This window comes from Streptomyces sp. NPDC059668, from assembly GCF_042734135.1.
Taxonomy (GTDB): domain Bacteria; phylum Actinomycetota; class Actinomycetes; order Streptomycetales; family Streptomycetaceae; genus Streptomyces.
In genome coordinates this window covers 85,960-98,910 of record NZ_JBHWEL010000013.1, presented here as the reverse complement: position 1 = coordinate 98,910, position 12,951 = coordinate 85,960, and the positions used below count along the sequence as shown (strand labels likewise).

At 72.6% G+C, this 12,951-nt stretch carries 10 protein-coding genes; 6 read left to right on the top strand and 4 right to left on the bottom strand.

Going from position 1 to position 12,951, the window contains the following annotated elements; genetic code table 11:
- The first annotated feature begins 11 nt into the window (after positions 1-11).
- Positions 12-251 carry a hypothetical protein gene (locus ACFV2J_RS13025; RefSeq protein ID WP_385083672.1) on the top strand — a complete coding sequence of 80 codons (240 nt, stop codon included), beginning with the start codon at positions 12-14 and terminating at the stop codon, positions 249-251.
- Between the two features lie 212 nt (positions 252-463).
- On the opposite strand, the gene ACFV2J_RS13020 is transcribed toward ACFV2J_RS13025, so the two are convergent.
- Entirely contained in the window at positions 464-1,057 is a 594-nt protein-coding gene (locus ACFV2J_RS13020; protein ID WP_385083673.1) for a TetR family transcriptional regulator, read from the bottom strand.
- Between the two features lie 191 nt (positions 1,058-1,248).
- Here ACFV2J_RS13020 and ACFV2J_RS13015 point away from each other — a divergent pair, with 191 nt between their 5' ends.
- The 3 genes from ACFV2J_RS13015 to ACFV2J_RS13005 all read left to right on the top strand — a co-directional run bounded on the left by ACFV2J_RS13015 (position 1,249) and on the right by ACFV2J_RS13005 (position 5,337).
- Entirely contained in the window at positions 1,249-2,721 is a 1,473-nt protein-coding gene (locus ACFV2J_RS13015; protein WP_385083674.1) for an FAD-dependent monooxygenase, read from the top strand.
- A 266-nt stretch (positions 2,722-2,987) separates the two neighbouring features.
- Complete coding sequence (locus tag ACFV2J_RS13010; protein WP_385438574.1) at positions 2,988-4,469, top strand: sigma-70 family RNA polymerase sigma factor; 1,482 nt, start codon at positions 2,988-2,990, stop codon at positions 4,467-4,469.
- Between the two features lie 91 nt (positions 4,470-4,560).
- Positions 4,561-5,337, top strand: a complete 777-nt coding sequence (locus ACFV2J_RS13005; RefSeq protein ID WP_385083675.1) for an SDR family NAD(P)-dependent oxidoreductase — start codon at positions 4,561-4,563, stop codon at positions 5,335-5,337.
- Here ACFV2J_RS13005 and ACFV2J_RS13000 read toward each other — a convergent pair.
- The gene (locus ACFV2J_RS13000) at positions 5,312-6,553 is read right to left on the bottom strand and encodes a hypothetical protein (RefSeq protein ID WP_385438526.1); all 1,242 of its coding nucleotides are present in this window, start codon (positions 6,551-6,553) and stop codon (positions 5,312-5,314) included. The genes ACFV2J_RS13005 and ACFV2J_RS13000 overlap by 26 nt on opposite strands.
- On the bottom strand, positions 6,550-7,950 hold the full coding sequence (locus ACFV2J_RS12995) for a HesA/MoeB/ThiF family protein (RefSeq protein ID WP_385083677.1): 1,401 nt from the start codon (positions 7,948-7,950) through the stop codon (positions 6,550-6,552). Before ACFV2J_RS12995 ends, ACFV2J_RS13000 begins: the two co-directional genes overlap by 4 nt.
- 373 nt (positions 7,951-8,323) lie before the next feature.
- On the opposite strand from ACFV2J_RS12995, the gene ACFV2J_RS12990 reads away from it, so the two are divergent.
- The gene (locus ACFV2J_RS12990) at positions 8,324-9,592 is read left to right on the top strand and encodes a M14 family zinc carboxypeptidase (protein WP_385083678.1); all 1,269 of its coding nucleotides are present in this window, start codon (positions 8,324-8,326) and stop codon (positions 9,590-9,592) included.
- A 78-nt stretch (positions 9,593-9,670) separates the two neighbouring features.
- Here ACFV2J_RS12990 and pepN read toward each other — a convergent pair whose 3' ends face one another.
- Complete coding sequence (gene pepN / locus ACFV2J_RS12985; RefSeq protein ID WP_385083679.1) at positions 9,671-12,244, bottom strand: aminopeptidase N; 2,574 nt, start codon at positions 12,242-12,244, stop codon at positions 9,671-9,673.
- A 113-nt stretch (positions 12,245-12,357) separates the two neighbouring features.
- Here pepN and ACFV2J_RS12980 point away from each other — a divergent pair, with 113 nt between their 5' ends.
- A complete protein-coding gene (locus ACFV2J_RS12980) occupies positions 12,358-12,840 on the top strand; it encodes a DUF1203 domain-containing protein (RefSeq protein ID WP_385438522.1) in 483 nt (160 codons plus the stop codon).
- Positions 12,841-12,951: the final 111 nt, after the last annotated feature.

Below are 12,951 nucleotides of genomic sequence, written 5' to 3'. Positions count from 1 at the left end.
ACGTTTGCACCGTGGACAAGAAGAACGCCCTGCGCGCCGGCGCCCTGGCTTCCGGTACGACGCTGATGATGCTGCTCATGTCGTCCCCCGCGCTCGCGCTGACCCGCGACGACGGTGACGACCCCGGCACCGGCCTGAGCGTGATCGAGACGGTCGGCCTCTACGTCGTCGCGCCGATCGTGCTGTTCGCGATCATCGCGGGTCTCGTGATGGTCCTGGACAAGTCCCCCAAGCCGGCGAAGCGGAGCTGATCCAGGCTCTCTTCCGCCCTTCCGTCTCTCCGCCGAGGGAGTTCGCGCCCACCCACCCGGGTGTGCGCGGACTCCCTCGACGTGTTTTTGGGGTCGCGTCCTCCCGGGTGCCGGGTGCCGGGTGCCGGGTGCCGGGTGCCGGGCGGTGCCGTGTGCCGGGCGCACGGTCCGGGAGCGCGGTGTGGATCCCGGACGTGGTCTCTTCGTGGTCTCTAGGGGTGCGGCGCCGTGAGGTACCGCTGCACCGTCGGCGCCAGCCACGCCACGATCTCCTCCCGCGGCAGCGCCACGGCCGGCGGGAAGCGCAGGACGTAGCGGGCGAGGGCGAGGCCAAGCAGCTGTGAGGCGGTGAGCGCGGCCCGGACCGGTGCCTGCTCCGGGTCGGGACACAGGTGCAGGGAGATCGGCAGCAGCTGATCCCGGAAGATCCCCTGCAGGCGTTCGGCGCCGGCCTGATTGGTGACGCCGACCCTCAGTACCGCGGTGAGCACCTCGTTCTCCTCCCAGAGGTCCAGGAAGTGCTGGACGAGGGCGTGGCCCACCTCCTGCCGGTTCAGCCGCTCCGGCGCCGGCAGCCGCAGATCGACGTCGAGGACCGCGGCGAACAGTCCCTCCTTCGAGCCGTAGTACCGCATGACCATGGACGGATCGATACGGGCGTCCTTGGCGATGGCGCGGATGGTGGCGCGCTCGTAACCGTCGGCGGCGAAGCGCTCGCGGGCGGCGGTGAGGATCGCGGTGCGGGTGGTGTCGGAGCGGCGCGGCGGGGGCTGGGGGCCGGCGGCCGAGGGTTCCTTGACGGGCATGCCAACAACCGTAGGCCAACATGTGTTGACAGTCCAGTGTCGCCGTTCTACGTTTGTCAACGAGCGTTGGCCAACAAGCGTTGACAAGGCATTGACCAGCGATCACTCAGCAGCACCCGGCGGGGGATCGCCCGTCGGGAATGGTTGGTCAACGAATGTTGGCCTGCGATTGTTGGCATCAGGAGGCCGCCATGACCGGCAAGACCCGCACCGACGCCGCCGCCCGGACCGTGATCATCGTCGGCGCCGGCCCCACCGGCCTTCTGCTGGCCGCCGACCTCGCCACCGCCGGCGTCCCCGTGACCCTCGTCGAGAAGCGCCCGCACAGGACCAGCAACCTCTCCCGCGCCTTCGTCCTGCACGCCCGCACCCTGGAACAGCTCGACGCCCGCGGTCTCGCCGACGAGCTGGAGGCGAAGGGCCGGCCCCTCGACCGCATCCGGCTCTTCGGCCGGCTCTCCGTCGAGCTAGACACCCTCCCCTCCCGCTTCAACCACCTGCTGGTGATCCCGCAGTACGAGGTGGAGGGGGTGCTGGAGCGGCGGGCGGTCGCGGCCGGGGTGCGGTTCGTGTACGAGACCGAGGTGACCGGCCTGCGCCAGGACGCGGACGGCGTGACGCTCGACGTCCGGCACCCGGACGGGGAGCCCGGGGAGCTGCGCGGCGCGTACGTGGTCGGCACGGACGGGATGCGCAGCGCGGTGCGCGAGGCGGTCGGACTGCCGTTCCCCGGCAGGTCGGTCATCCGGTCCGTCGTCCTCGCGGACGTCCGGCTGGCCGAGGAACCCGAGTCGGTGCTCACCGCCGACGCGGTCGGTGACGCCTTCGCCTTCATCGCGCCCTTCGGCGACGGCTACTACCGCGTGATCGGCTGGCACCGCGGCCGGAACGTCCCCGACAGCGAGCCGCTCGGACTCGACGAGGTCAAGGAGATCACCCGGCTCTCCCTGGGCCGCGACTACGGCATGCACGACGCCCGCTGGATGTCCCGCTTCCACAGTGACGAGCGCCAGGCGCCCGCGTACCGCGTCGGCCGGGTCTTCCTCGCCGGTGACGCCGCCCACGTCCACACCCCGGCCGGCGGTCAGGGCATGAACACCGGCCTCCAGGACGCGGCGAACCTCGGCTGGAAGCTGGCCCTGGTCGTCAACGGTCACGCGGCGCCCGCCCTGCTGGACACCTACCAGGCCGAGCGCCACCCCGTCGGCAGGTCGGTGCTGCGCAGCAGCGGCGGGATCGTCCGGCTCGCGATGGCCAGGCGTCCGTGGACGCTGGCGCTGCGTGCCGCGCTCACCACGGTCCTCAACCGCGTCGGCCCGGCCGGCCGGAAGGCGGCAGGCCAGATCACCGGCATCGGCTACGCCTACCGGGCGCCCCGCGGCTCGCACGCCCTCGTCGGCACCCGTGTCCCCGATGTCGCCCTGCGCGGCGGCGGACGTCTCTACGAGGCTCTGCGGGGCGGCAGGTTCGTGCTCGTGACGCCGGGATCGGCCCCCCGGCCGTACGAGGCCGGCGCCCGCGAGGACCGCCTCGCCGTGGAGAGCTGGGCGAGTGACCGGCGGACGACGCTGCTCGTGCGGCCCGACGGATACGTGGCCTGGGCCGCCGAGGCACCCGACGAGCCGGCGGTCGAGGCGGCGGTGACGGCCGCCGTGGGCGCCTGACGGCCGACGGCCACCGTGGGCGGCCGGCGGCCGGCGGGCGTCGGCCGTAGCGGGCCGATCGCCCTCGCGAGGCGGGGCCGCGGCGATAGCGTCACCCATCCCGCGTGACGTGTCCCCCGGAGGTTCCCGTGACCGATGCCGTGTGCCGCAGTTGTGCCGAGCCGCTGGCCGGGCGGTCCGGACGGGCCGGACGGAACTCGGTGTACTGCTCCGCCGCCTGCCGGCAGAAGGCGTACCGGGATCGGCAGGCGGGGCCCGTCGACACCGTGCGCGGGCTGATCGAGGAGGTCGGACGTCAGGTCGAGGCGCTGGTTCCGCAGCCGCCGTCCGTCTTCTACTCCGGCGTGAGCGACCTGGCGTCCTCGGTCGGACGGCTGCGCCGCATCGCCCGGGTCGCCCGGGACACCGCGACGGATGATTCCGTCACGCGGGCCGCCGTGACGAAAGCGCCGGGCTCACCGGCTCCCGCCGAAGAAGCCACCACCGAGGACCCCACCGACCCGAACGCCACCGCTCCGCGGACGTCACCGGACCAGGGCTCCCGTACACGGGATTCCGTCACGCCGACTCCCGTCACGCCGACTCCCGTCACGCCGACTCCCGTCACGCCGACTCCCGTCACACGGACTCCTGCCGGGCAGGCCTTCGCCGAGCAGCCGTCCGGCACGCGGGATTCCAGCACACAGGATCCCGCCACACAGGATCCCGGCACACAGGATTCCGTCACGCGGACCTCCGTGACGCAGGACTCCGGTCCGCACGCCGCCCTCGGGGAGAGCGACTTCGCCGCGCTCGTCGAGCCGTACCGGCGCGAGCTGCGCGTGCACTGCTACCGCATGGCGGGCTCGTACGACGACGCCGAGGACCTCGTGCAGGAGACGTTCCTGCGGGCCTGGCGGGCCCGGGACGGCTTCGCGGGACGGGCGAGCGTACGGACCTGGCTGTACCGGATCGCCACGAACACCTGTCTGGACTTCCAGCGGCGCACCGCCCGCCGTCCCCAGCGCTACGAGCCACTGCCCGGGATGAACCACGGCAGCGCGGATCCCCCGGCCCGCATCACCTGGCTCCAGCCGTACCCCGACGAGGACCTGCCCTCCGCCGACGACCAGCCGGACGCCCTCGCCGTCTCCCGGGAGACCATGGAGCTCGTCTTCCTCGCCGCCATCCAGCATCTGCCGCCCCGCCAGCGTGCCGTCCTGGTCCTGCGCGACGTGCTCGGACTCTCCGCGGCCGAGACCGGGCAGGCGCTGGAGATGACGGTGGCCTCGGTCAACAGCGCCCTGCAACGCGCCCGGCCCACCCTGCGCGACCGGCTGCCCCGCCGCCGCACCGAATGGACCGCCGGGGCCGACGCCCGCGAGCGCGAGGTGCTCGGGCGTTACATGGCCGCCGCCGAACGCCTCGACCTCGCCGCGTTCACCGACCTGCTCAGCGAGGACATCAGGCTCACCATGCCGCCGAACCCGTACTGGTTCGTCGGCCGCGCCGCGATCACCGAGTTCCTCGGGATCAGTCTCGACCCCGGGTCCCCGCTGTTCCTCGGGCACTGGCGCCACCTTCCCGCCCGGGCCAACGGGCAGCCGGCGGCGGGGGGTTACGTACGACGCCCGGGTACGACCGTGTACCGCGCCCAGGTTCTCGACGTCCTGCGCGTCGAGGGCGACCGCATCGTGGAGATCACCTCCTTCGAGCCGCACCTCTTCCCGGCGTTCGGACTGCCCCTGCGGCTCCCCGCCGACCGATGAGTGCGGGAGGGCGCGTACGTCTGCATGACCGACACGTTCGACGGACCCGTACGACGCACTCGTACGGTCACGCACCCCAGGAGAGATCACCATGCTGCTCACCGACAAGACCGCGATCATCTACGGCGCCGGCGGATCCATCGGCGGTGCCGTCGCGCGCACCTTCGCGCAGGAGGGCGCCCGCGTGCACCTGGTGGGGCGTACGGGCGAGACGCTGGACGCGGTGGCGAAGGACATCGTGGCGGCGGGCGGGCACGCCGAGACCGCGGTGCTCGACGCCCTGGACGAGGCGGCGGTCGAGGCGCACGTCGCCTCGCTGGACGCCGTCGACATCTCGTTCAACCTGGTCACGCGGGGCGACGTGCAAGGGGTGCCGCTGGTGGACCTGCCGGTCGAGGACTTCGTACGGCCCGTCGAGACCGGCATCCGAGCCACCTTCACGACCGCCCGCGCCGCCGCCCGGCGGATGGCCGAGGCGGGTTCCGGCGTGGTGCTCACGCTCAACAGCGGCTCCGCGCACGGCAGTCCGATGATGGGCGGCACGGGACCTGCCGACGCGGCGATCGACACGCTGGTGCGGAACCTGGCGACGGAGCTGGGTCCGCGCGGGCTGCGGGTCGTGGGCCTGTGGGCGGCCGGGGTGCCCGAGACGCTGACCCGGGAGAAGCTCGCCGCGGTCGACAGCCGTATGGACCTCGACGAGGCGGCTCTTCAGGGACTGCTCGCGAACCTCGCGGGGATGCGGATGACCCGGCGCAACCCCACCCTCGCCGAGATCGCCGCCACCGCCGCCTTCCTCGCCTCCGACCGGGCGGGCGGCATCACCGGCACGTTCGTCAACGTCACGGGCGGGATGGTCCCGCACTGAGCCTGCGCCCCCGCCACCAGGTGCGCGCCCACAGCAGGTGGACCCCGCCGAGCACGACCACGACCGCCGCGGAGTCGAGGCGCTGCGCGGCGGAGTGGCCGGGGCCGAGCCGGGTCACCGCGCGGGCGAACAGGGTGACGTCCGCGGGCAGGGTGACAGTCGCGAGGAACGCGAGACACAGCGTGGTGCCCACGACGAGCACGGCGCTGTACACGCGCACGGCCCGCCGTTCGTGGACGGGCAGTTCGAGACTGGGGTCCGGGGCGGACGCGCGCCGCAGCAGGCGCCGGACCGCGTACCTGGAGAACGCCACCCCGTCCCCGTAGAGATCGCGGCAGCGCGTCAGGTCCTGGAGCACGAAGTACAGGTCCGTACGCATGAAGACCATGAGCTGGAAGGGCAGCGGGAGCAGGGCGAGCAGTGCGACGGCGGCGAGGACCCGGCGGCCCGTGCCGTCCGTGGCACCCGCCGCGAGGGCGGCGAGCGAGGCGACGGACAGGTTGGTCGCGACACCGGCGAGGTAGGCGGTCAGACGGTGGCGGCGCGGGGCGAGTTCGATACCGCTGATGTCCGTCTGCATGACCAGGAACTGGAGCCGTGTGCCCAGCCGTATCCGGCCGGGCACACCGGTCGCGCGGGCGGTCACCAGGTGCGCGCACTCGTGGAGCAGCAGCAGTGTCCAGCCGACGCCCGCGCCGAGCGCGATCACCGCGCTTCCGTGGGGGCTCCACAGGAGGGTGCGGTAACCGAGCGGTACGGGCGGGCAGGTGACGAGGGCGGCTGCGATCAGCAGTCCGACCAGGACGGGGACGACGGGGCTGAGCACCCAACGCACGTGCCGGGGACGGAGCTTGGCGAACGTGGGCTTCGGCGGGGGCGGCGACCCGGTCGGCCGTCCGTCCACCTCGGCCACGAACCCGAGGTCCACCAGGGCCTCGACGAAATCGGGTACGTCGATGTCGTCGCCGGTCGTCTCCCGCAGCCGCCGTCCGACCTCGGCGGCGCCCAGCCCCTGGCCGAGCAGGTCCAGCGCCTGCTTGCCGACCTCGGGCAGCGCGACGAACCGGCCGGTCGCGAGCCGTCCGACGATCCATTCGTCCCCGTCGGGGCGGGAGTCGAGCCGGTGGAACCGTACGTGGGGGGTGGGGCCCGGGGCCGCCGGTGGCCGGCCGCCGGGGCCGACGCACCCGTGACGCTCCCCGGCGGACCGGGTCACCCCTGCCCTCCGTCCCGCTCTCCTGATCGCCCTTCGACGCCGACTCCAGTCGGTTCCTCGATCGGGCCTCCGGCGAGTCCTCCGGCCGGTTCCTCGGTCCGGTCCTCGGCCGGTTCCTCCGTCTGGCCCCCGGCCCGCCTTCCCGCCGGTCCCTCGGTATGGCCCCCGGCCCCTCCCTCGGTCCGGCCCCCGGTCGGTGACCCGGCGGGTTCTCCGGCGGGCCGGTCGTCGCCGCAGGCCGGGCAGTCGGGTCGCCGTGGGCACCGCTCCAGCAGCGGGTCCCCCGGCAGCATCAGGTTCATCCCGAAGCGGAAACCCGGTTCGAGCGCGGGCACGCCGGTGAGCAGGGCCAGGGCCGCGTGGGCGAGCAGACCGCCGGAGAGGCCGGCGGTGACCGCGCTCGCGGGGTTCCACGGCAGATGCGGGGAGGCGGCCTGCTCGTCCTGGCCCGGCGCCAGCCGCAGATCGCGGCGGGCGACCTCCGCGGCCCGCAGACACTCCCAGCAGGCTCCCCGCCCGGGCACGTGCACCCCGGCGGTCACCAGGGGACCCCGGTATCCGGCATCGACCCACGGCAGGCCCGCGGCGAGGCAGACACGGTTCGCCCAGCGCCGGATGTCGTCCGGACGGTCGGCGGCGAGAACGAGCAGGTCGTACGGCCCGGCGGCGCGCGGGCCCGCGGGCGGACGCGTGACCTCGGGCGCCCCGGACCGCACCAGCTCCGCCAGATCCTCCTGCCCCCGCACCTCCCGCCGCTCCCCGGTCACCGTCACGTCCGAGTTCAGGTCCCGCAGCGTGCCGAGCGCGGCCTCCACCTTGGGACGACCGAGGTCGGACTCGCGGAACAGGGGCTGGCGGTTGAGGTTCGACAGTTCGACCACGTCCGGGTCCACGCAGTGCAGACGGCCGACCCCGGAGGCGACCAGGCTCTGCGCGGCATGGCCCCCCGTGCCGCCGACGCCGATCAGCAGGACCCGGGCGCTGCCCAGCAGGAGCTGGGCGTCCCACGCGTTCGCCCGGGGACCGAGGTCCATCCAGCGCAGCAGCGGCACGCCCCGGCTGTAGCGGACGCGCTCCCGCACGGACACCGGTACGGGTGCTCCCGCGTCCTCCACGAACCCGGCGTCGAGCAGGTCCGCCATCGCCTGCCGGGTGTCCTCGTCCGTGAGGCCGGGGAGTCCGGGATGCGCCCGCAGCACCGCCTCGGCCACCTCGGCGGGTTCCCGTGTCCCGTCCATCGCCTCGACCAGGGTCCAGACCCAGCCCTCCGGGTCCGCGATCTCGGCGCCGATCCCGTGGACGACGCTGCCGATACGGACGTTGCCGTCGATCGTGCGGTAGGCCCGGTGCTCGGGTTTGATGCGGGGCCGCAGGAGCGTCTCGACCGTGACCGTCACCGGGACCCCTTCCCGTTACAGGTACATGGCTTGACACTCTGGTGCCCCGAGTCGAGCCTTGACAAGACGCGGTCGGCGATCGCGCCGCTATGCGCAACATCCTTGCGAGGGGGAGGAGTTGGCATGCCCACCAAGATCGTGATCCGTCCGTTGGACAAGAAGGAGACCACGGGCGACAGCAGCGGGGGCAACGGCGGCTGACAGCCCGTCGTACCGGCTCGACGGCCCGGCGCGGTCCGGGATCCGCTGTCGCGCGCACCGTCGGTTGTGAAGGAGAGGGGACCACATGGCTGCCAAGATCGTGATCCGTCCGCTGGACAAGAAGGAGACCACCGGGGCCAGCAACGCGAACGGCACCTGACCGGAGTCCGGCATGCGGGGAACCCCGTATCCCACCCTGGACGAGCTGCTGCGAGGCGCTCGTGCGACGGTGGCCGCGCGGCCCGGCGACTTGCGTCTGCGCGACATCGGGGCCTCGCGTGCCGGTCGGCCGTTGTGGCTGCTGTCGGCCGGACACGGCCCGCGCCAGCTGCTCACGGTCGCCGGCGCGCATGCCAACGAGCCGGTGGGCGGGGTCACTTCACTCCGGCTCGCCCAGCGGCTCGCCCGTGATCCGAGTGTCCTGGGCAGGGGTGCCGGAGGGCTGAACTGCACCTGGCACTTCCTGCTCTGCCTCGATCCCGACGGCGCGCGTCTCGCCGAGGGCTGGATGTCCGGGAACCCCTCCGGTGTCCCGGACACCGTCGCACCGCCCCCCATCGGGGACTACTACCGGGGCTTCTACCGCCCCGCCTTCGCCGCGCAGCCCGAGTTCCCGCCCGTCGCGGGGGACCCGCGCGCGCCGATGCCGGAGTCCGAGGCCCTGCTGCGGCTCCTCGACGAACTGCGTCCGGTCGTGCAGTTCTCGCTGCACGGTGTCGAAGTAGGAGGAACCTTCCTTCAGCTGACCCGCGCGGTGCCCGGCGTGCCGGCCGCCTATCGCGGGATCGCGGCGGACCTGGGCGTTCCGGTGGAACACCGCCCTTTCGACGGCATGGGGTGGCTCGTCGAGGGACCGGGCGTGCTCGTGCTGCCCGACGGCAGCCCGACCGAGGAACGGGACCCCTCCGGCTTCGTCTCGCGGGCCACCTGGCTGCACGCGATGCGGCACGGCACCGTCTCGGCCGTGGTCGAGGCGCCCCTCTGGAGCGTGGCGGGTGTCGGCGATCCACGGCCGGTGGCGGAGCCACGCCGTGAACTCGCCGACGTCAGCGAGATCCTGCTCGGCCGGGTCAAACAACTGGCGTCGGTGGTCGACGAGTTGGACCCGCGTCCGCCCGAGACACCGGACGGTCTTGCGCACTTCACCGCGGCCCGCGAACTCATGGACATCGGCTCCGGCGTCGTGGACACCTGGAGCGCCGCCGAACTGGCCACCACCGTGGGCAATTCCGTCTCGCTCGGTATCGCCGCCCGCCGCATCCCGCTGCGCGCGGCGGCCATGATGAGCCGGGCCCTGGGCGGCGCACCGGCACTGGACACGCTCGTGGACGGGTGGGCGCGCGAGCTGGAGAGGACGTTCGGCGCCCGCTGGGTCCCCCTCGCCGACCAGACCGCGCTCCAGGCCCGCACCATGCTCCTGCTCGCCCGCGCCCTGACGTGAGGACGCCCCCGGACGGAAGAGGCGCCCGGCACAACGCCGGGCGCCCCCTGTCCGTACCCGCGTACGCCGTACGACCGGCTACGAGGCCGCCGCGTCCGCCGCCTGGGCCTTCAGCGCGCGCTCGATCCCGGCACGGGACTCCGAGACCAGACGCCGCAGGGCCGCGTTGGACTCGGCGTCGGCCAGCCACGCGTCCGTCTTGGCGAGGGTCTCCTCGGAGACCTGGATCGACGGGTACAGGCCGACCGCGATCTGCTGGGCGATCTCGTGCGAACGGGAGTCCCAGATGTCCTTCACCACGGCGAAGAACCGGTCCGCGTACGGAGCGAGCAGCTCGCGCTGGTCGGTCTGGACGAAGCCGCCGATCACCGCCTCCTGCACGGCGTTCGGAAGCTTGTCGGACTCGATGACCGAGACCCAGGCCTCCTCCTTCGCCTCCGCGGTGGGACGGCCCGCCCGCGCGGTGGCCGCGTGCCGCTCACCGGCCGCCGTGCGGTCCCGCTCGTACTCGGCCGCGATCTCGGCCTCGTCGTAGCGCCCGACCGCCGCGAGGCGCTGGACGAACGCCCAGCGCAGCTCGGTGTCGACGGCGAGACCCTCGACGGTCTCCCGGTCCTCCAGCAGCCCCTCCAGGAGGTCCAGCTGCTCCGGGGTCCTCGCGGTCGCCGCGAACGCGCGCGCCCAGGCGAGCTGGTGGTCGCCGCCGGCCTCGGCCGCGCGCAGGTGCGCGAGGGTCGCCTCGGTCCAGCGGGTCAGCAGCGTCTCGCGGGTGGCCGGGTCGGCGTACATCTCGATCGCCAGCTTGAGCTGCCGCTGGAGCGACTGCACGACACCGATGTCGGACTCCTTGCCGATGCCGGACAGCACCAGGGACAGGTAGTCGCGGGTGGCGAGCTCCCCGTCGCGGGTCATGTCCCAGGCGGAGGCCCAGCACAGCGCGCGCGGCAGCGAGGACTCGAAGTCGCCGAGGTGTTCCGTCACGAACGCCAGCGAGTCCTCGTCGAGACGGACCTTGGCGTACGACAGGTCGTCGTCGTTGAGCAGGAAGACGGCCGGACGGCGGGTGCCGGTCAGCTCGGGCACGGCGGTCAGCTCACCGTCGACGTCGAGCTCGATCCGCTCGTCGCGCACCAGCTTGCCGCTCGCGTCGTCGAGGTTGTACAGGCCGATCGCGATGCGGTGGGGGCGGAGCGTCGGCTCGCCCTTGGCGCCCGCCGGCAGCGCCGGGGCCTCCTGGCGGATCGCGAAGGAGGTGATGACCCCGTCCGCGTCCGTCTCGACCTCCGGGCGCAGGACGTTGATGCCCGCGGTCCGCAGCCACTTCTCCGACCAGTTCTTCAGGTCGCGCCCGGAGGTCTCCTCCAGCGCGCCCAGCAGGTCGGACAGGCGCGTGTTGCCGTACGCGTGCCGCTTGAAGTACGCCTGCACGCCCCGGAAGAACTCGTCCATGCCGACGTACGCGACGAGCTGCTTCAGCACGCTCGCTCCCTTCGCGTACGTGATCCCGTCGAAGTTGACGAGCACGTCGTCCAGGTCGCGGATCTCCGCCATGATCGGGTGGGTGGAGGGCAGCTGGTCCTGCCGGTAGGCCCACGTCTTCATGGAGTTGGCGAAGGTGGTCCAGGAGTGCGGCCAGCGGCTGCCCTCGGCGTACGCCTGGCAGGCGATGGAGGTGTAGGTGGCGAACGACTCGTTCAGCCACAGGTCGTTCCACCACTCCATGGTCACGAGGTCGCCGAACCACATGTGGGCCAGCTCGTGCAGGATCGTCTCGGCGCGCACCTCGTACGCGGCGTCGGTGACCTTCGACCGGAACACGTACTGGTCCCGGATCGTCACCGCGCCCGCGTTCTCCATCGCGCCCGCGTTGAACTCCGGCACGAAGAGCTGGTCGTACTTCTTGAAGGGGTACGCGAAGTCGAACTTCTCCTGGAACCAGTCGAAGCCCTGCCGGGTGACCTCGAAGATCGCGTCCGAGTCCAGGAACTCGGCGAGCGAGGGACGACAGTAGATGCCGAGCGGCACGCTCTGTCCGTCCTTCTCGTACACGCTGTGCACGGAGTGGTACGGGCCGACGATCAGCGCGGTGATGTACGTGGAGATCCGCGGCGTCGGCTCGAAGGCCCAGGTGTCGTCCTTGGGCTCGGGCGACGGCGAGTTGGAAATGACGGTCCAGCCGGAGGGCGCCTTCACGGTGAACCGGAAGGTGGCCTTCAGGTCGGGCTGCTCGAAGGACGCGAAGACGCGCCGGGCGTCCGGGACCTCGAACTGGGTGTACAGGTAGGCCTGCTGGTCGACCGGGTCGACGAACCGGTGCAGCCCCTCACCGGTGTTGGTGTACGCGCAGTCCGCGACGACCCGCAGGACGTTGCGTCCCTCCAGCAGGCCCGGCAGCGTGATCCGCGAGTCCTCGAAGACTTCGGCGGGGGCGAGGGCGTCCCCGTTCAGGACCACCTCGTGAACGGCCGGGGCCACCAGGTCGATGAAGGACTCCGCGCCGCTCTCCGCGACGTCGAAGCGCACTGTGGTCACGGACCGGTAGGTGCCGCCCTCCTGCGCGCCCGAGAGGTCGAGATCGATCTCGTACGAGTCAACGGTGAGCAGCTTCGCGCGCTGCTGCGCCTCTTCGCGGGTCAGGTTTGTGCCAGGCACGCGGTCATCTCCTCGTTATGTGACGGTTGCGCCATCCTTCCACGGGACCGGCACGGAACGCGATGTCCGTATCCCGCCGGTGACCGGGGCTTTCGGGCGCGAGTCTGGAGCGCATGACGACCTACATCGCACGCCCCATCGAAGCGGAGGTCCTGAAGGATCTCCGCACAGCTGACGACGCCGGGCGCCCGATGGTTCCCTTCACGGAGGAGGAGGGCGGCGCTCCGCTCCGCTGCTGTCTGCGCCGTGCTGAGCCGGGGGAGCTGATCGCCCTGGTCTCGTACGCCCCGCTGCGCCGCTGGGCCGCCGCGGCCGGCGTCGATCCGGGGGCGTACGACGAGCAGGGCCCGGTCTTCGTCCATGCGCGGGAGTGCGCGGGTCCGGCCGCGGACGTCCGGCCGTTCGAGGGCGCCCACCGCACCGTGCGGCGCTACTCCGCCGGGGGCCGCATCCTCGGGGGCCGGCTGGTGGAGGTCCCGGAGTGGTCCGCTCTCGAGGTCGCCTTCGAGGCGGCGTTCGCCGATCCGGCGGTGGAACTGGTCCACGTAAGGGCCGTCGAGTACGGCTGCTTCCTCTACGAGGTGCGCCGGGCGTGACGGGCGCGGGGCGGCGGGGGGGGGGGGGCCCCCCCCCCGGCGGGGGGGGGGGGGGGGGGGGGGGGGGTTTAAAAAAAATAAGCGACCGCCCACCAGAGAAATGTTGATATA

Coding starts and splice junctions, on each gene's coding strand:
- ACFV2J_RS13005 (WP_385083675.1), top strand. CDS start 4,561: ATGCTGCTCACCGACAAGACCGCGATCATCTACGGCGCCGGCGGATCC.
- ACFV2J_RS12980 (WP_385438522.1), top strand. CDS start 12,358: ATGACGACCTACATCGCACGCCCCATCGAAGCGGAGGTCCTGAAGGAT.
- ACFV2J_RS13015 (WP_385083674.1), top strand. CDS start 1,249: ATGACCGGCAAGACCCGCACCGACGCCGCCGCCCGGACCGTGATCATC.
- ACFV2J_RS13020 (WP_385083673.1), bottom strand. CDS start 1,057: ATGCCCGTCAAGGAACCCTCGGCCGCCGGCCCCCAGCCCCCGCCGCGC.
- ACFV2J_RS12990 (WP_385083678.1), top strand. CDS start 8,324: ATGCGGGGAACCCCGTATCCCACCCTGGACGAGCTGCTGCGAGGCGCT.